Origin of the sequence: Pollutibacter soli, from assembly GCA_029269725.1 — a bacterium.
Lineage (GTDB): Bacteria > Bacteroidota > Bacteroidia > Chitinophagales > Chitinophagaceae > Pollutibacter > Pollutibacter soli.
In genome coordinates this window covers 27,412-46,433 of the sequence record JARJHS010000015.1, presented here as the reverse complement: position 1 = coordinate 46,433, position 19,022 = coordinate 27,412, and the positions used below count along the sequence as shown (strand labels likewise).

The 19,022-nt window shown below is 41.7% G+C and carries 18 protein-coding genes; 5 read left to right on the top strand and 13 right to left on the bottom strand.

Going from position 1 to position 19,022, the window contains the following annotated elements; genetic code table 11:
- Positions 1-80 precede the first annotated feature (80 nt).
- The gene (locus P2W82_RS24115) at positions 81-992 is read right to left on the bottom strand and encodes an alpha/beta hydrolase (RefSeq protein ID WP_336518528.1); all 912 of its coding nucleotides are present in this window, start codon (positions 990-992) and stop codon (positions 81-83) included.
- Positions 993-1,220: 228 nt separating this feature from the next.
- Here P2W82_RS24115 and P2W82_RS24110 point away from each other — a divergent pair, with 228 nt between their 5' ends.
- Together P2W82_RS24110 and P2W82_RS24105 are read left to right on the top strand one after the other, a co-directional pair.
- Positions 1,221-1,790 carry a TetR/AcrR family transcriptional regulator gene (locus P2W82_RS24110; RefSeq protein ID WP_336518527.1) on the top strand — a complete coding sequence of 190 codons (570 nt, stop codon included), beginning with the start codon at positions 1,221-1,223 and terminating at the stop codon, positions 1,788-1,790.
- 31 nt (positions 1,791-1,821) lie between these two features.
- The gene (locus P2W82_RS24105) at positions 1,822-3,060 is read left to right on the top strand and encodes a glycosyltransferase (RefSeq protein WP_336518526.1); all 1,239 of its coding nucleotides are present in this window, start codon (positions 1,822-1,824) and stop codon (positions 3,058-3,060) included.
- Here the strand turns inward: P2W82_RS24105 and P2W82_RS24100 are convergent.
- Positions 3,042-4,043, bottom strand: coding sequence for a sodium:calcium antiporter (locus P2W82_RS24100; RefSeq protein WP_336518525.1), 1,002 nt, complete (start codon positions 4,041-4,043; stop codon positions 3,042-3,044). The genes P2W82_RS24105 and P2W82_RS24100 overlap by 19 nt on opposite strands.
- A gap of 1,455 nt (positions 4,044-5,498) precedes the next feature.
- On the opposite strand from P2W82_RS24100, the gene P2W82_RS24095 reads away from it, so the two are divergent.
- Positions 5,499-6,236 carry an endonuclease gene (locus P2W82_RS24095; protein WP_336518524.1) on the top strand — a complete coding sequence of 246 codons (738 nt, stop codon included), beginning with the start codon at positions 5,499-5,501 and terminating at the stop codon, positions 6,234-6,236.
- 155 nt (positions 6,237-6,391) lie between these two features.
- The gene (locus P2W82_RS24090) at positions 6,392-6,685 is read left to right on the top strand and encodes a hypothetical protein (protein WP_336518523.1); all 294 of its coding nucleotides are present in this window, start codon (positions 6,392-6,394) and stop codon (positions 6,683-6,685) included.
- Positions 6,686-6,702: 17 nt separating this feature from the next.
- Here P2W82_RS24090 and P2W82_RS24085 read toward each other — a convergent pair whose 3' ends face one another.
- The 4 genes from P2W82_RS24085 to P2W82_RS24070 form a co-directional block, all read right to left on the bottom strand.
- Positions 6,703-6,990, bottom strand: coding sequence for a hypothetical protein (locus P2W82_RS24085; protein ID WP_336518522.1), 288 nt, complete (start codon positions 6,988-6,990; stop codon positions 6,703-6,705).
- Positions 6,991-7,097: 107 nt separating this feature from the next.
- Complete coding sequence (locus tag P2W82_RS24080) at positions 7,098-7,385, bottom strand: hypothetical protein (RefSeq protein WP_336518521.1); 288 nt, start codon at positions 7,383-7,385, stop codon at positions 7,098-7,100.
- An 84-nt stretch (positions 7,386-7,469) separates the two neighbouring features.
- The gene (locus tag P2W82_RS24075) at positions 7,470-7,607 is read right to left on the bottom strand and encodes a hypothetical protein (protein ID WP_336518520.1); all 138 of its coding nucleotides are present in this window, start codon (positions 7,605-7,607) and stop codon (positions 7,470-7,472) included.
- A 66-nt stretch (positions 7,608-7,673) separates the two neighbouring features.
- Positions 7,674-8,195, bottom strand: coding sequence for a CinA family protein (locus P2W82_RS24070; protein WP_336518519.1), 522 nt, complete (start codon positions 8,193-8,195; stop codon positions 7,674-7,676).
- A 121-nt stretch (positions 8,196-8,316) separates the two neighbouring features.
- Here P2W82_RS24070 and P2W82_RS24065 point away from each other — a divergent pair, with 121 nt between their 5' ends.
- A complete protein-coding gene (locus tag P2W82_RS24065; RefSeq protein ID WP_336518518.1) occupies positions 8,317-8,943 on the top strand; it encodes a YciE/YciF ferroxidase family protein in 627 nt (208 codons plus the stop codon).
- 571 nt (positions 8,944-9,514) lie between these two features.
- Here P2W82_RS24065 and P2W82_RS24060 read toward each other — a convergent pair.
- From P2W82_RS24060 to P2W82_RS24030, 7 genes are all read right to left on the bottom strand, one after another.
- Positions 9,515-9,937, bottom strand: a complete 423-nt coding sequence (locus P2W82_RS24060) for a response regulator (RefSeq protein WP_336518517.1) — start codon at positions 9,935-9,937, stop codon at positions 9,515-9,517.
- A gap of 262 nt (positions 9,938-10,199) precedes the next feature.
- Positions 10,200-10,952, bottom strand: a complete 753-nt coding sequence (locus P2W82_RS24055; protein ID WP_336518516.1) for a transporter — start codon at positions 10,950-10,952, stop codon at positions 10,200-10,202.
- Positions 10,953-11,802: 850 nt separating this feature from the next.
- Positions 11,803-13,281, bottom strand: a complete 1,479-nt coding sequence (locus tag P2W82_RS24050) for an alpha-amylase (RefSeq protein WP_336518515.1) — start codon at positions 13,279-13,281, stop codon at positions 11,803-11,805.
- 15 nt (positions 13,282-13,296) lie between these two features.
- Positions 13,297-14,244 (bottom strand): TIGR03885 family FMN-dependent LLM class oxidoreductase, encoded by a 948-nt coding sequence (locus P2W82_RS24045; RefSeq protein WP_336518514.1) that lies wholly within the window; start codon positions 14,242-14,244, stop codon positions 13,297-13,299.
- A 156-nt stretch (positions 14,245-14,400) separates the two neighbouring features.
- Positions 14,401-14,679, bottom strand: a complete 279-nt coding sequence (locus tag P2W82_RS24040) for a SemiSWEET family sugar transporter (protein ID WP_336518513.1) — start codon at positions 14,677-14,679, stop codon at positions 14,401-14,403.
- A gap of 330 nt (positions 14,680-15,009) precedes the next feature.
- Positions 15,010-17,169: a catalase gene (locus P2W82_RS24035; RefSeq protein ID WP_336518512.1), complete on the bottom strand. Its 2,160-nt coding sequence runs from the start codon at positions 17,167-17,169 to the stop codon at positions 15,010-15,012.
- 111 nt (positions 17,170-17,280) lie between these two features.
- Positions 17,281-18,852, bottom strand: a complete 1,572-nt coding sequence (locus tag P2W82_RS24030; RefSeq protein ID WP_336518511.1) for an FAD-dependent oxidoreductase — start codon at positions 18,850-18,852, stop codon at positions 17,281-17,283.
- Positions 18,853-19,022: the final 170 nt, after the last annotated feature.

The following is a 19,022-nucleotide window of genomic DNA, read 5'->3' as shown; positions in this document are numbered from 1 at the left end:
TCACAGCGTTGTATCTGTTGCCTGTTGCCTCTTACGTTCGCTGAAGTAAATCTCCTGCCGCCATTATCCTTCCTGCTACCTCACCTCAATACATTCTTCAAAAAACTCATCACCTTACTCCTGATCTCATCCACATCAAACATCGGCCCGTAGTGTGGTGCATCTTTTACAATGATCAATTCATTCGGAACACCCACCATTCGTAACCAGGAACTCAATAAATGTGATTGCCGTGGTGGCACCTGATCATCTTTTTCTCCATGGATGATCAGAAAAGGTGGATCATTTTTATCGACATAGGTGACCGGACTTGCTTTTTTGGAAAGATCAGGCCTGTCAAATGGAGCAGCACCAATCAACAATGCTTCGGGAGATTTAGGGTCTTCGCTGCCGGGAAATAACAACAGATCTGAAGGACCATAAAAATCAACGACCGCTTTGATCTGGAAAAACCTGCTCGTACGGGGCACAAAAAACCCTTCAACATTATTGTTTCTTGAAAGACCGACCATGGAAGCGAGATGTCCGCCCGCAGAAAATCCCATGACTGCAAATTTCGCTCTGTCGAAACCGTACTTACCGGCGTTGTCGTATAAAAATGAAATGGCCTGGTTACAATCCTGTATCTGCGCAGGAAATACCGCCTGTGAACTGAACCGATAATCGATAGATGCAAGCGCATAACCGCTGGATACAATCTCTGCCACGGTTTTTTTCATATATCCCATGTCAGCGTATTTATCATTGTGCATCCAGCCACCACCATGAATGAAAATCACCAGGGGTATTTTCCCTTTTGCATTTGCCGGAAGATAGATATCGAGCAAATGTTTTGCGATGGTATCCTTGCTGTAGTGAACATTGCTATGCAGGATGGTTCCCTGCGGAAAAAATTCCATGACACGATTGGTCTGACCAGAGAGATTTAATGCACGTAAAAGAATCACTGCATAAAAAATGATTACGAAACCGGATCTGATCTGTTTCTTCATATCCACCTGATTAGTCGGGTATGAATGTAAGACAAATAATACAGTGCTTCCCGGCCATACCATACCGGATTTCCTTCACTGTAATTTGATAATCACCTGGTCAAACTCCCTGCGTAATCAGTGAAGCCGGAACGGATGGACTGTAAAAAGCCAGCAATATAAATTTTGAATAATGTTACGATTATATTCCATTTTTACTATTTTTGTCACATTCTATAATATTTGCTGATGGAGATTACAGAAACAAGGATCGTTGAAGCAGCTTCAGTTCTCTTCTGGAAATTTGGATTGAGAAAGGTCTCCGTGGAAGATATATGTAAGAAAGCAGACATTTCCAGGATGACTTTCTACCGTTACTACACCAATAAAACGGAACTGGCCAAACACGTCTTTGATACTTCCGTGAATGCAGCGAATGAGAAATTCCGAATCATATTATCTGCATCTTCGACTGCAGAAGAATTCCTGAAAAACATGATCGACCTTAAATCAGAAGGGACCAGGGGAATCAGCGAAGAATTCATCCAGGATTTTTATGGTAATCCCGGGCCGGAACTGAGAGCGTATGTTAACCAGAGAACACAGGAAGAATGGAAGCTGATAAAATCTGAATTTAAAAAAGCAAAAAACAGAAAACTGATCAGAGACGATGTTAATATCGATTTTCTGATTCAATTGATTTTATCCTATGGTTCGTTGGTGAGCAACGAAGCATTTACGAAGATATTCAGAAAGCCCGGCGACCTGATAAAAGAGTTTACGAAGATGATTGCGTATGGCATTTCTCCTGCCAGGTAATCTTTCGACAAAAATTGTAATTGCTGCATAAATGAAAATAGCATTGCTTACACTAGGCACCCGTGGCGATATACAGCCTTTTGCAATTCTCGGCAAAGCGCTGAAGAGCCGCGGGCATGAGGTTGTAATAGCAACTGCGAAAAACTTTTCTTCGCTTATCGAATCCTATAATATTGACTTTGTACCTGTCGAAGCTGATTTCCAGGCCATTTTAAATTCGGAAGAAGGCAAAAAAATGATGAGCAATCCGCTCAGCGCCCGCAAACATTTACACCGGCTTATTTATCCGATGATGATCAGTGCACTGGAAACATTTTATTCAATCTCCAGAGAAAGCGATTGCGTACTGTTTCACGTAAAAGCAATGGCCGAATACTTCATGGACAATTGCAATGCAAAATTTATAAAAACGAATGTTGTTCCGGCTATCGAACCCACCAGTGAATTTGGTAATCCTGTTTTCAGTTCCTGGCACCTTCCGCGGTTTTTAAACAGGTCGAGCTATAAACTTACAGATCTCGGATTAAAAATGATGAATAAACCCATCAATGAATTCCGGAAAAAAATCGGCATCACTACAAAATTCAAAAAGCCACCATTGCCTTCGATCTATGGAATAAGTCCGCATTTTCTTACTCAACCGAACGACTACCCGAACTCCAGTTACTTCAGTGGTTTCTGGTTCGACGAAGAAGAACAGGAACCTGATCAGAAGACATTGGATTTTATCCATGGAGGTACAGTGCCGCTTGCTTTTACGCTCGGCAGCATGCCGTTTGAAACGAAAATAAATGTATATGATGCACTAAATAGTCTTTCCAGTAAATACCGGCTCATCATTATCAAGGGCTGGGGACTACAAAAGGCGGAAAGTTTCAACAAAAATAAAAATATTCATCTCGTGGAGTCAGCTCCTTACCAGAAACTTTTCCCGCTCGTGAAAGGTGTAATTCATCATGGAGGAATAGGCACCATCGCCGCATGCTTACGCGCCGGTACACCCTTTTTCACCTGTCCGGTATTGTACCCTTTAGGCGATCAGCATTTCTGGGGAACTATCGCATATCAAAAGAATCTCGCATGTAAACCCGTCCCTGCAAAGAAGCTAACGTTGACTGATCTGCTTTCAGCCGCAGACCGACTTGTAAATGACAGTTCGCTGCAAGCTCATGCACAATTAATGCAGACAAAACTGAACACGGAGAACGGTGTTCAGAATGCAATTCATATTATTGAAAAGCTTGGTTCGGGTCAGGCAGTAAGTCGATAAATAAAAACCAGTGATACAATATATACGCCGAAAATTATAGCCGAATCAAGTGCAAGCACAAATTTTTTGGTGGACGATCTGTAACTCAATCCTATGATTGCAACTGCCGACATCATTATGGTTGCCAGCACTGATATAAGATGAAATTCAGAAGCGTCTTTCAGGAGAAATCCTTTGGTATAAAAGATATCATCAATTGCAAGAATGAAAATATTGAAAATATTACTTCCCAGCAGATTGCCCACTGCCAGGTCGATCGATCCAGCCCTGATGGCAGCAAGTGATACAGCTATTTCCGGTAAGGAAGTAGAAGCAGCCAGGAAGAGCGTACCTACAAATGATTTACCTAACCCTGTGGATTCTGCTATCTGTTCGGCAAAATAAGGCAATGCGAGCGCTGCGAGAACAATTACAATGGCAAAAAGACTGTAGAAGAGAATGATTTTTTTTAACGGAAGTCTTTTCCCCTCCTCATCATGTTGTTGCGCTACGGGACTCAATGCCGCCAGTTTTTTTTCATTCCTGTATATTATGGCAACAGATAAAAAGTATACGATAATAAAAACAATACTTGATAAGGCAATCCATGGCATAATCGGGTAATCATATGGCAGAAACAAAGCCAGTCCGACCAGGCTCACGGAAACTACTCCAAGGCCTGCATTAATCAGGTGACTCTGGGAAGCGATCCCGAATAAAGGCTTACGTCCAGGGCTAAACGCATCCATCACTGCAAGTATTCCCAGGTTAAATGCGCAACTTCCCAGGATATCCCCGACAGCCAGGTCGGCAGATTTGATAATAGCTGAAGAACTTATACCGACCATTAATTCCGGTAATGAGGTAACGGAAGCCATCAGTATCAAACCAATCCAACCCTTACTCAGCCCGGTTTTTTCTGCCAGAAGATCCCCATAAAATGAAAGTTTTCTACCTGCATAGAAAATCGCCGTTGCACAAGCAAGAAATCCCAGGTACTGCATTTTTTTTCAGCGAATATAATGATTGAAATTCCCTGCATAAGAAATTTAATGCCATTGCCATCAGGTCAAATCAGCCAATTGATCTGATCCGACCATTGGCATTGTTTACCATCAAAGACTACGTTTAAAATCAGCATCGGGAATGAGCTTGTACCGTTCCAGAGTTTACGATGATTTTCAGTTTCGTGTTAATGATTCAGCACTATTCTCCTGTAGCTCGTCAGCGAAGGATTGCGGTATCTTCCGCCGCGAGAATAACATGCAGTTCCCGGATGGCGCCAGGTGTTGACATCGTAAATGCAATTTTGTTTGAGCGAAACAAGTTGATGTCAGCGATAGAATGAAATTGAGAACAAGTGCAGGCGTCAACTTCATATTCACATTCGCTGTTTTGCACAACTGACCCTGGCCCGGAGATCAGATCACTGCCATCGCAACGCCTGAGGCGAGTCTGGCTGCGTCAAATAATGTTGTCAACAATTACCCAGGAGCTGGCAGAGAATCGTTCGCCGCCGACTCTCCGGTACACACACGGTTTCCGGCGAGTCCGGTGTGGTCTGATCGATCAAATCATTTCCAATTACTAAAATTGGAAAACACACTTCACTTAACACCAGGAAATTTCATCTTAAATTGTATACACCTCAGGCATTCGTCATTTCCCAAAAATCCAGATGCATTTCCACTAATGTCTGCACGAATGAAAAAAGCCAGGTATACACCCGGCCCATTTAAAATCCATAGCCCTTCACAGATATAGAGAGATTACCAAAATATCCGGACATTGGTCCGGCAGGTGCTAACCATTAAGTTTTGACAGAAAAAGCATCAGCCCATGGCTAATGCTTTTTGTGGTTTGAGGTTCAGTCTCGTTCTCTTGAGGTCGGATTAAAAAAAATGCTTTCAAAAAAAAGCCAAGATAGACATCCCAGCCGCGTGTGTAAGTTCCAATTCCTATGAAAAACCGAAAGTAAATGTTTAAATCCCGTGCCATGCAACCGGGTATTTTACGAAAAAGTATGAACCGGCTTTTCAATTATTTGTTAGTGGCAGTTCTTTTCGCCTGCATTCAGAAATTGGTGGACTCTCAAACCCTTGCCCCATCTGGCAAAAGCAGAAAATGCACAGCGTTTTATTTTCAATCTGAAACTGACAGGATTGAATTTTAATAGAAGTGAATCGCCGTTACATCGTTTGTAAAAATTTTCATTCAGGCTTTTTGTGTAACTATCTTTCGTTTATTACGCCCCTTTTATTACACAGTTCTCACTCATATATGGGATTTTATTCATAGCATCGCCGGATACTCAATTCCCCACCTGCAATCATTTCATATGAAACTCTAAACTGAAATGGAAAACCGGATAGCCATCTGATGTAACTGCACTTCTTGAATACCGGCAAGACCAACTCATCTGGCATTGGTTTTTAACTGGCTACATTTAAACAGACAGCATGCCTGAAGGCCCGTCAATTGTTATTCTGAAAGAGCTGGTAAAACCTTTTGAAAACAAAAAAGTAATTGCAGTTACGGGTAACAGCAAGGAAGATATTCAGCGAATCGCAGATCAAAAAATTATCGGATTCAAAAGTTGGGGCAAACATTTCCTTATTTGTTTTCATGGATTTTCGGTCAGAATTCACTTTCTTTTATTTGGATCCTACAGAATAAATGAAGAAAAAGATGCATCGCCACGACTTCGTTTGACTTTCAGAAAAGGATTTATTAGTTTTTATGCATGCTCACTAAAAATCATTGATACTCCGTTGGACGAAATCTATGACTGGGATGCAGATATTATGGCTGATGAATGGAACGCGAAAGCTGCGCGAAAAAAATTGATGGCTTCACCGGAAATGCTGGCTTGTGACGCGCTATTGAACCAGAATATCTTCTCTGGTTCAGGGAATATCATCAAGAACGAAGTATTGTACAGAACGAAAATTCATCCACTGAGTATCATCAAATGCATTCCATCGCGCAAACTTTCCGAACTGATCAGGGAGGTGCGTAATTACAGCTTTGATTTTCTGCATTGGAAGAAAGAGTACACATTGAAAAAACACTGGCTGGCACATACAAAGAAAAAATGTTTACGATGCAATCTTCCTATCATTAAAGAACACCTGGGTAAAACCAGGCGGAGAACATTTTATTGCCAAAATTGTCAACAGTTATATGACAAATGTTGAGTAATGTACCGGCCATGCTTCAACAGTCAATTAAATAAAGGTATTTTTACCCCGGGCATTTTGGTCATGCCGGAATTTTCATTACAAATCGGGTTGGAGCGGTATTTGATATTTCATTTCCCGGAAACGGATTAATGTCAAAAAAAAAATGAAAGATGGCCGCATTTGAAAATCTTTTTAAATGGGATGAAGGTGAAGCAAAAGTCTTTTTCGATATTGATACAACACAACATCACCCGGAGCCAATAAACATCCGGATTGAAAAATCCTCATCAGATATTGAGTTGCCCGAATTTCCAATGATTGTTGAAAACGCCGATGGCAAAAAGATTTTCAGAGCTGACCGGCTGAATAAAGAACAGGGGCACAGCTTTGAGTATTTCGACAATAAATATTCACGAGAGATTATAGCATTCATTAAGAAGATGCTTGGAACGCACCGTCCCTGATCGACAACAATCAGACACTATTTTATGTAGTCCAGGTTTTCTTTTTTACCGAATAAAGGTTTTTTCGGCAAAGCAGAAATTCTTTCCTTCAAACCCTGGTTCTCCAATAGTGTGCCACCTAATTTCTGAAAGATCTCATCTCCAGTGTCAGAAAGCGAAACGACCAGGTAATGATTAAAATCCGGATCGCGGACGGGCAGGATGGTAATGGTGTCTTTTAAATTCTGATCTCCCTTGTCCATAATCTCCTGTACTATGGATTTCCAGTGCAGAGTTTGCATGTAAAATATAGATGGTTCGCGCATATTTTTATTCAATAGCTTATGACGTTCCGCAAAGATGCAAAGTAAAAATAAAATAGACTAAACAGCCTGGTGTTTAATACCCGGTAAAGAGAAAATTCTGCATTCATTCAGAATATTGTATGCTCTTCGATTTCGAAGCAGGAAAGATTCCTCTCAATGCAGGCCTTTTCAATGGCGTGGGCAATCGCCAGCTTCAGCGGGCTGTACCCACCGGTGAATTCAAAACGTTTTTCGTATTTGTCAATAGAGAAAACATTCGACTCCATCCTTCGGAAAGGACGGAGCTCCTGTACCATATAGTAAACTTCATTAAAATGATTACTATATCGTATCGCTTCGGCTGTATAGTTGGTACCTCTGTAAAGAAACCTGATCTGAAACGTTATGGTGTTCATGTTTCAAGGGGCTATGGTTGGAAAATATGAAAAACCTCACTACCGATCTTTTGATCTGCCTTGAGGCATGGGCTGAAATAAATGTTATTTAGTGGGCTTTGACTTTGACTTGGAAGAAGAGCCTGTGATTTTTTTTGCTTCCGATTTTTGGTATGCCTGCTCTTCAGGTTGTTGACTTACCCGCCTGCCATCTTCATTCTTCTTACTGGAATTTTCTCCCATAGTAGTAATTTTTTATACATGGATAAAAAATTGTGCCGGATGAAAATGCGGAATTAATCATTACGCTTAGTGTTGCTTCATACAAAGTCTCAGTTTTTCGAATACTGATGAAACATACAAAGCCTGTATAATGTCTGGCTTTTCTTCCGCGGCTGATATCTTTCCTTTTGAAACGATCCTGTTTTTATAACTGATAGAATAAAATGCAAAGAGCTTAAACCCGCCTTGCGGTACAGGCGTCGCATAACCTGTGATGCCTATCCCCCACTGACTGGAAAACATTTCACAAACTGACAAGGACATCTGTTCAGCAATTTGTTGCGAAACACAATTCACTGTGGCGGCGTGGATAGGATCGATTTTCAGGTGACGATATTTTTGCCCGATATTATACGCAGTCATTCCTCCCTGGAAAAATTCCGAGGCATTTTCTGCCGACGCTAACTTCAGCTGCATCAGGCCAGCGGTAACACTTTCCGCCACAGAAATTGACTCTTTTTTTTCTATTAAGAAATCAGCGATGAATTGAACGTGTGGTTCAATCAATATTTTCTTCACATCTGCTTTTGTCTTCATTTGCTTATTCATGCCGGGTAAAATTGAAATGCCTTTCAATGCTTTTACCATGTATTGATTCCTATGCGAATAACAGACCAGCGGGCATAGGATTTGACACAAACAGATTATTAACACACCCAAAAAATCAACCATGGCAAACGCTAAAGGAGCTAAGAAAACAGCAAACAAAAGCAACAATAAAACAGCGGGAAAGGATTCGAAAAGACCTTCACTGAAACGCGAGCCTGTAGAAGGTAATTCTCAACTGGATAAATTTTTTCACGACAGTCTGAAAGATATTTACTGGGCGGAAAAGCAACTTACGAAGGCACTACCAAAAATGCAGGATGCAGCAACCACTGAAGAGCTGCAGAATGCAATCGAGGAGCATATTACACAAACAGAAGAACATGTTTCAAGGCTTGAACAGGTTTTTGAACTGATGGGTAAAAAGCCGCAGGCCAAGAAATGTGATGCAATGGAGGGCCTGATCAAAGAAGGAGAATCGATTGTTGAAGAAACGGAGGACGGTTCTATGACCCGTGATGTAGGTATCATCATGGCGGCTCAAAAAGTAGAGCATTATGAAATCGCAACTTATGGCGGACTCGTTTCACTTGCACGCACCATGGGTCGTGATGATGTTGCAGAACTCCTGGCTGCAACTCTCGAAGAAGAAAAACAAACAGATGCTGGTCTGACTGAAATTGCAGAAAACGATATCAACTGGGAAGCTGAACAGGAAGGCGGGGAGGAAAGCGAAGAGGAAGAAGAATAATTATTTGTGTTTGGCCTGATAGCAATGCAGTCAGCATTTTTGATTGCATTGCTTTTTCCACTAAACCGAATGCCTTAAGTTACGATCAGACTTTAGAAGATGACTGATCGAAATACACATCGAGGTGGGCCTGACAAGAAATGCTGAATTAACTACCCAATCTCCCACTGATTTTTGCTGATATCATCGTCTGAAATTATATGGGCAAAATTTCCGGAATAATTTCCGTGCTCCCGTGAAGGCATAGGACAAAATAACTTTAGTGGTTCATCTGTATTGTTCGGTTTTTATTTGAAGCACTGTGTACTCCATAATGAACCATCTTAAATGGAAGTTATGATTTGAATCCATCCGGCGCGAAAAGCATAAAGCTCCGTGCAAATCTTCGAAAAAATACAGCAGTTAATTCTATGAATCTCCCTATTCGTGCGGGAGCGAAGGTTAGTCGAAACTTCTCCCATTCTCATAAAACTATGCAATTTCCGCATCCTAACTATCCGGCTCCGGGGATACTTCAGAGATCGTCTTAGGCATTCAAATTCAAAGTTCGGTTAGCCGGCATGTTTCTTCGCTATCTTGTGTTAGGATGCCGGCATTCGCTCCAGTATCTAAGAATCATATGGATTGAATTCTTAACCTCGAGAAAAGAACTTTTCTTTTGGAAAAAGCCCTGTACACTCAATTCGATGTAGGCTTTATCTACCGTATCCTGAGACACTGAGGTTGAATAAAAAATGAATGGAATACTTTTTCGTCGAAGCTGGGGGTCCGAATCGATCTGGCGCTTAAACTCGATACCGGTTATTTTCTGCAAATTGACATCACTGAATATTATGAATGGCTGCTCGGAGGTAGTTTTCAAATAATGAAAAGCTTCAGCGCAGTTGTTAAACCAAATAAGTTTATTGGTCACGATTAATTCAGCCAGGCAGGTTTGAAAAATCTCTTTATCATCTTCATCGTCTTCAATAAGAATAATCGGACCAGACTTCATTCTATTTTTTTTGAAATGTAGCGAAAATCAGAGACATCGGCCCTAATATTACATTTAGTCCGGATGAAAGTCATACGCTTTTTTGATGGCACAAAATTTTAACCAGATGCAGTCGCAGAAAGATTTAGTTCTTCTGAAACACCCCGATGCTTTTGTCTTACCACTTAAGCTCGGGGCTATTTATTTTTATTGATGGTGTTAAACTTGCAGCAGGTGAACATTTCCGGTAACACTACATGGTGGCTGTAAACCTGCAGCCGTTCTAAAAGGCTACGCCTCCACCGATCGAAAGAAAATAATTGTGTGGTCGGTAATGAATACTGGAACCTGCAGCCACGTGAAGTTCCACCGATTTTGTAACGAGTAACTGCACGCCGAAATCTACATTGTGCTGCGGCTGGTGAGAGTCACATTGCGCAAAATATTCACCGAAAACATTCAGATGTTCACCTGCTTCGTATTTTAAATCTCCACTGAACTGCACAGACCATTCATTGGAAAATGCAGCCTGTTTCGGGCCTACATTCACATCAATCATCAGATGATCAATCTTCTTTTCTGCAATCAGAAATAGGGCTGGTGACCAGTAATAGCCCTTGCTGTTGTGGTTAGTAAAAGGCAGCTGAAGATATCCTACAAGCGATATTGCGGGCGTGTACTTTTTTTCCTGTAATAATTCTGATTTGAATCCGATGGTCAATGGATAAAATCCTTGTACGGTTTCGCTGATATACAGATCGCGGTTCTTTCCTTGCTCAGCTGTTGCGCGCAACTCGAAGCCTTTGAATAAACCATACCGCAAAAGCGTAGATGAAATATATGATCCTGCTGAGTCCTTAATTCTCGCATATATGATGCTGGACTCTAACTGAAATTTCCCATTTGAAATGACCGATGCGCCATCAGATTGATCGGGTCGGTCAGTCTGAATTTTTTCCTGGGCACTGATATGAGAAACTAAAAATGAAAAAGCTAAACAAAGTAAAATTTTATGCGAATAGAATATCTGTCTCATCGTGAGTGAATAATTCGCTCACGAGAATCAATTTATATGCCGCCGTCCGCAAGAATATACGTAAAGAACATCACCGCACCAGGAAACTATCTGTTAAATTGCCAGCGTTTTTATTGGGGTTTTATTATTTTCCTAACCCGGCCAATCATTATTCATTCTACAGAATTTGAAGAGTCCTTGTGAATAGCCTGAAGCTCAGAAACCCGGTCCGGCACATTCTTAGACAATACAAATTTTCCTGGTATCGGGCGGGCATTGTGAAAATTCTGCCGCTGAAAAAAGATGACTTTTCGAATGAAAGCAACTGAAGGGTTTTGGGAGATTGTGCCTCGCAATGCAACTTTACTTTATATCCCAAATAAACGGCAACTGATTAGCTACGTGTAATCCGGGAGTTAATAAACATGAAAGTTTCTTTCTTAGAATAATGAAAATAGAATTCTTCAATGTAGCTCTGCATCGGATCGCTGATACATCAAATCAGCTTTTTAATCTAAAATCAGAACGCACAAGATCTTTTTCTATCGAACGGATGCGGCTAAGAATATTTTTCAGATAAGAAAACTCAAAATCATCTCTGAGCGCGTTTCGAAAATTTCTTTTTTCAAATGCAAGTTTAATTTTCAGAAGTTGAATATCAGCTCGCGCATTTTCAGAAACCATAACAATTGTTTAAAGTGAAATAAGCAAAAATTAGCATTATCACTTTCAAAGGGTGTGATGCCTGATGTATGTTTTCCTGGGACGGTTGGAATTATCCTGGTTAAATCGATAACCATGCCAATCCCTGCGCACTTTCTAGATACCTCTACTTTACGCCTGTAAATCAAAACATTAGCTTACATTAAATCTATTTCAGGGCGCCTTTAAACGTCCAGATACTGCAATAACCCGCAGCAACATGGAACTCGCCAACGCCTTCGTTATTCAATGTTACATCGTCAAACTTTCGTTCCACATCTCCCATTGTCTTTCCTGCATGCTCTTTTCCCAAACTCATTTTTTTTGATGACTCCTCTTTATTGGTAATTAACACAGCTAGTCCGGAGTTCGCTTTTTCTTCAACACCACTCCTAACCCATCCGATAACATTAGGGTCGTCAAAATAATCTGTTTGTTTTCCATAAGCCAGCTGCGCTCTCACTTTCATCATAATGTCCAGTATGTCAATTTTCGGAATAGTAAATTCCTTTTCCTTTCCTTTTTCATCTTTTTCTTTATAGGTTGCAGAATAAAGTGCCGGATGAAAAATACAGGGAATACCCCCTTCTCTTAATAAAATCAGTGCATACGCATGTGGCTTAAACCATGGTTCTACCAATGATTCCAAAGACTGACCAGGTTGCGTATCATGATTGTCGACAAACGTAATAGTCAGCTGTGGTACTTTGGTCACTAATGTGTTGTCAAGGATCTGACGAAGATCATAATTGCGTCCTTCTTTTGATGCCCCGTACAAATTGAAATGAAACGGAACATCAAAGAGCTGGATTCGCCCATCGGTCAGCTGAATAAATTTTTCGAGCATCGCCAGGTCATTTTTCCAGAATTCACCTATGGTAAAAAAATCCCTGTTGAAATGTTTCTTTATCCGATCCAGCCACTCCGGAAAAAATGATTGCGGAATATGTTTTAAGCCATCCAGCCGAAAACCTTTTACTCCGGTTGTTTCAATATACCATATGCCCCACTTCACCAACTCCTCACGAACATTCGGGTTCCGGAACTCTACATCACATCCCATCAGATAATCATAATTCCCCTGCTCTTCATCCAGGTTTTCATCCCATCCGTCTTTAGTCCATTCGTTATGAATTATGGCGGGTATTCCATCCTCACATACGCCGGTAAAACTTTGTGCATCCCATATGTAGTCTGAGTATTTTCCCTGGCGGCCCGGGAATGTAAATCTGGTATGCGCCTCAATCTCCATTTCACCTGACTGAGGTTCAAGCCGATTTTCATCTTTGAACTTCGTCACCCGGATTTTTTCTTTTTCATCTGCTCCCATCCGGTGATTTAACACGATATCGGCAAGAACATCGATATTTTTTTCAGCGAGTCGTTTTATACAGTTGATGTACTCGTCCTTGGTTCCATGCCTGGTACGAACAGAATTTTTCTGATCAAATTCACCTAAATCGAAAAGATCATATACTGCATAACCGGGTTCATCGGCTCCGATCGCCGATTTATATGCTGGCGGCAACCAGATATCAGTAACACCAAGGCGGGAGAGATATTCAGATTGATCTGCACAATTGTTCCAGAGATTATCTTCTTTCCGAAAATACCAATGAAAAAACTGAAAAATTGTTTTGTTCATCATCGTCAAAAATTTTAACTACCGGAAAAGAACAGCCGCATCTCTGATAAATTCTTCCTGGTTGGTATTTACATTGTGTAGTACAATTCTCGCGGCACCGGTTGATTTCATTTTATCAATCTCATGGGATATCTGTTCCATATCATCAAAAACCCGGATAGTTTCGATTACACTTTCTACAGAGTTTTTTTCTCCTTCTTTTTCAAACTCTTCTACCGTTGAAAACCGGGCAAATTTCTCCGAGTCGATCACATTCGAACGCCATTGATCATATGCGCCATTTTTAGCTTCTTCGATCGAATGCGCATAAGAAAATGCAAACTGGAGAAACACGGGCTTGCCTTCTCCGCCCGCTTTATAAAATGATTTCATCTTTTCGAGTATATCTTTTTCTTCTCCTCCTGTGGTGAGCAAACCATCCGCCCAGGTACCCGCCCATGCTGAAGTTTCATTGGTAAGCGCAGCACAAAATAATTCGGGTACAAATTCGGGTAGTGTATACAGCTTCGCATGTTTCACTGTAACCAATCCGTTGAAATCAACAATATTTCCCTGCAATAATAACCGGATCACTTTTGCACATTCCAGAAGTCTTTGATCCCTTGATTTTTTATCGGGCCAAGGATCACCGGTGATAGCTTCATTCAGTGCTTCACCACTGCCCAGTTCAATACTGAATCGTTTAGGAAACATCTCTCCCAGCGTTGCTATCGCCTGCGCTACAATCGCAGGATGGTATCGCTGCCCGGGCGCACATACCATACTGAATGGAATCTGTGTCGCCTGCATTGCAGCAGCGATCCAACTGAATGTAAATCCACTTTGTCCCTGCTTTGAACTCCAGGGATGAAAGTGATCGGAAGAATGTATCCCCTGGAACCCGGTCTTCTCTGCAAGCACAGAAAGACGGAGCAGTTCAGAAGGTGGAAATTGTTCATGCGATGCATGATAGCAGATCAGGCTCATAGATTATTTTATTTTTTTTTGGTTGTCAGCTGTCATGCCAGGTGCATTCTGCCTGGATTAGTCGTAGAGACGCGATGCATCGCGTCTCTACGACTAATCTCCTATCTGTTCTCAGTTTTCTGTTTTCTATTTCTGTGTCAGTTTCTGCTTCTGTTTTCAGTTCCCGTCGCCGTTTTTTTGTTTATACCTGACAGAAAAAATAAAAATCAGCACATTCACTACAATTGAAAATGCGTTTGTCACTATTATTGGCCAGTCTTTTTTCAACCATCCATACAGTACCCAAGCGGATAGACCGAGTAACAGAATTATGACCATAAAAAGGGAAACACTTTCTGCTTTTTTCGTTCTGACTATTTTGATCAGCTGCGGCAACATTGATATTGCGGTGAAGATACCGGCAGCGATACCTACGTATTGGGTGTAATTGTTCATTGGATATTTTTTGGAGCAGACGGTGTCAGTGGTCGGTTGCCATAGCAGACGCTTTTCTGCATGACAATCGGCACTTCTGTATTATCAAGTTTGGGATTTCTTTTTCCAGTTTTATGTTTGCGTGATGTGTGTAGATCTTTTTTGAACCACATAGAACACAGAAGGCACATAAGAAGCCTGTCACTCAAAGAAATCTATCCTTCTTATGTGCCTGTGTTTTCTATGTGACTATGTGGTTTAAAAAATTAAGCACATAGAAACAAATCAATCATTGAATCGGAAACGCGGAAAAATAAAACCTATAAACTCCTGCCGTCTGCCGTCTCCTTCTTACGCCGGGTTCTTATGAAACGCTTCCCGTTCCCAGAACCGATGTTGCTTAATCGCCTCAATAAAACTTGTCGCCAGTGACTTCACATCGCCACCGACGATAATACCATCATCGATGTCATCTTTTTCACCAATATTCGTTTTTGCAAGAATCTCTTTGGCTGATTCATCAAAAGCAACCGGTTTGCAATGTTTATATGCCTGGTTTATAAAATAAATCGCTTCCGGTGTTTTCATCAATGTACCGATGCTGTTTATTCCTCCCGGTACATATACTGCATCGAACATTACTGACGAAGCAGTGAGAAAACTATGCTTCACTGGAACGATCGTATCCTTTTCAGCACTCAGCGTTCCGAGTTTTGGTGCAACTATCTCGGCTACTGCTCCGGCTTCTGTTAAGGCATCCTGCATTTCGATGAGGCTGTTTTCATCAACACCTTGAGCAACAAGAATGGCAATCTTTCTGGATTCAATGGAATCCTTCACTGTATTTACCATTGACAGCGGTGCTGATTTTTCCACGCTGCTCTTCATGATGACTGGCTCGTAATCATCCGGGTTACCATCAGCAGGAATATTTTTATTGATGGGTGTTTCCGGTTTCTGAACTTTCAAACCCAGGTTCAGCGCCACTTTCGCCGCCAGTCCATCATCAATCATAGAAAGTATCGATACCATTCTTTCCCTGATCTCTTTTGTTTCAACTTTTCCTAATTCAAATGAAAGGGCATCGATGAGATGTTGTTTCTCTGGTTCAGATTGGCTGTTGAAAAACAATGTCGCCTGGCTGAAATGATCGCGGAAACTTTTACTGCGCATGCGTATTTTCTGCGCATCAATCTTTTCCGTAAAAGATGTAAATCCACCCTGCATTTTACCTGCGAGAAAAGGACATCCGCTGCCCAGCGAATTGGGATGATAACTTACGCGTCCTTTGTTGATCTGCTGACGCATAAAACCATCACGCTGATGATTATGTACAGGAACGATTGATCGGTTGATTGGAATTTCATGAAAGTTGGGACCACCAAGACGGATCAGTTGCGTGTCCGTATATGAAAATAAACGACCCTGCATCAATGGGTCATTGGTGAAGTCAATACCCGGCACCACGTTGCCTACATGAAATGCCACCTGTTCAGTTTCTGCAAAAAAATTATCAGGGTTCCTGTTCAATGTCATCTTACCGATGCGCTGCACAGGTACTAATTCCTCCGGAATTATTTTCGTTGGATCAAGAAGATCGAATTCGAATTTATGTTCATCCGCTTCGGGAATTACCTGTATACCTAATTCCCACTCAGGAAAAATTCCTTTATCGATCGCTTCCCAGAGATCCCTGCGATGAAAGTCAGGGTCTTTTCCTGATATCACCTGTGCTTCGTCCCACGCTACAGAATGAACACCCAGCAAAGGTTTCCAATGAAACTTCACAAAATGCGATTCATCTTTATCATTAACCAGTCGGAATGTATGGACACCAAATCCTTCCATCATTCTTAAACTCCGTGGTATTGCCCGATCGCTCATGAGCCACATGATCATGTGAGCGGATTCCGGCATCAGGGAAATAAAATCCCAGAAAGTATCATGCGCTGAAGCCGCCTGCGGAATTTCGTTGTGCGGTTCCGGTTTAACGGCATGTACGAGGTCGGGAAATTTGATTGCATCCTGGATAAAAAAGACGGGCATATTATTTCCCACCAGATCAAAATTTCCTTCGTCAGTATAAAATTTAACTGCAAAGCCACGAACATCACGAGCAAGATCTGTTGATCCGCGCGAACCGGCAACCGTAGAAAACCGCACGAACACCGGCGTTTCCTGTCCTGCCTTATTCAAAAATCCTGCTTTTGTTAATTGCGGTAAAGGAGTATACAGTTGAAATACTCCATGGGCTGCGGAGCCACGCGCATGCACGATGCGCTCAGGTATGCGCTCGTGATCAAAATGCGTCATCTTCTCCCGGAAGATAAAATCCTCCATCAAAGTCGGACCGCGATCACCGGCTTTTAACGAATCGGAATCATTATTAATTCTTACGCCCTGGTCCGTCGTCATAAATTCTCCGGTGGCGATTTCCATATCCGGTTCCAGGTTTTCGGTCTTTCTGTTCACGGGAACATTATCGGGAAGTTTACTTTCCTGTGTAGGCATCGTTGTGGTTTTAGAGTTTGAATAATCTGTTTAGTATTCTGAATTCACGCAATAGAGCAGCAAATGCATTTTTTTGCAAACGGATACTTTCCTTATTATGAAATCCTTTTTTTAAAAATCTTTTTTCAGACCTTTATGATTGGCCTGTATCTCACGTTGACCATCAACCGCTATTTTGTCCAGCCCCTCATGTGCCGGACCATTCAGCACCTTTCCGTCCGTATTGTAGCGCGCACCATGACATGGGCAATCCCAGGATTGTTCTGCAATATTCCATTGTACTTCGCAACCCAGATGTGTACATTTCGGACTTACTGCATGAAACCTGTTCCAGGCATCTTTTGAAAGTGCGATGGAATGATCTCCGAACCGCACGAGTCTCCCTTCGCCTGCCGCCAGTTCTGACAAGGTGCTGATCTTCTCAAATGGTATAAGCTTTTTAAAATATTCTTTGATGACTCCGGTATTGTGTTGTACAAAACTGGAGAAACCAGCAACCGGTTTCAATCGGTTCGGATCATACAAATTTTCGTAAGGCGAATCAAGGCCTGTAAGCATATCTCTCAGCACGATCGCAGCAACACTGCTGTAGATCATTCCGTTTCCGCCAAAACCGGTTGCAACAAAAATTCTTTCAGGTGTGCCGGGCAGGTGCCCGATGTAAGGAAGCCCATCCGCAGATTCGTAATACTGGGAGGACCATTCATTTACCATATGTTTTATATCGAAATATTTCCGGACATGCGCTTCCAGAAGTTGAAAAGGCCTTTCCGTATTTTCTTCATGCCCCGTTTTATGATCCTTTCCTCCCGCGATCAAAAACTTTTCTCCGTTGATTGTCTGTGTTCGATAATAATGATACGGATCCTCCATATCATAAATCAGATCATCAGGATAGTTATCGTCTGCCAATGTTGCTGCCAGCGCATAACTTCGCCACGGAACACAACGAAGATGCAGGAGGTTTACTCCCGGAGGAATATGTGTTGCGTAAATCAGCTGATCAGCGATCCAGGTATCTGTTTCTGTATTTACATTCAATTTGTCGCCCTCTTCCTTCACCTCCATCACGCGCGACTGCGTCAGCATTCTTCCGCCGAGTTTTTCAAATTCTGCAGCCAGAGACATCACATAAGGAATGGGATTGAATTTTCCCTGGCCAGTTATATAAGCCGCTTTTAAAAATTCCTGCGATATCGGTATCTGGTCAATAAATTCCATATGGAGGCCCGCTTCTACAGTTGCCTCAACAATTTTCTCCAGATCTTTTACCTGCTTATCATCGGTAGCAAAAAGATATGCATCAGCGTCTTCATACTCACACCGGATGTCCAGATCTCTGATATTGGCCTTTATCAATTTCAACGCATCCTGAACAGAATCAGCAACAAGTCTGGCTTTCTCTTCATTAAATTTTTTTTCTATCGTCGAATAGGGAGTATCCAATAAGGTATTGAGGTGAGCAGTAGTGCCGCCTGTTGTACCAAAACACAAATTATATGCTTCAATTATGAGGCATTTTTTCCCTGCTTTTTGCAGTTGATATGCTGTACTCACCCCGGTGATTCCCCCTCCAACAATGATGACATCAAAAATAGTTTTAGGGTCAGGTTTGTTCACAGGTAGGTATGGCTCATGATTATCCTGCCACAAGCTATGTGTGTAGCCGTCTCTTTTGAGCATAACAAATCGTATTAGTTAACCTGCAGGTTTCAAAGTGTATGCCACGAGGGAGTTCAAAGTGGATAGTTCACGGTTCAGGGCGGGAACACCCTGTATATTGTTTACAGTTCGTTGTTGATAGTTTAAACAAGTTCGTTGTTCGTTGTTCGTTGTTCGTTGTTCGTTGTTCG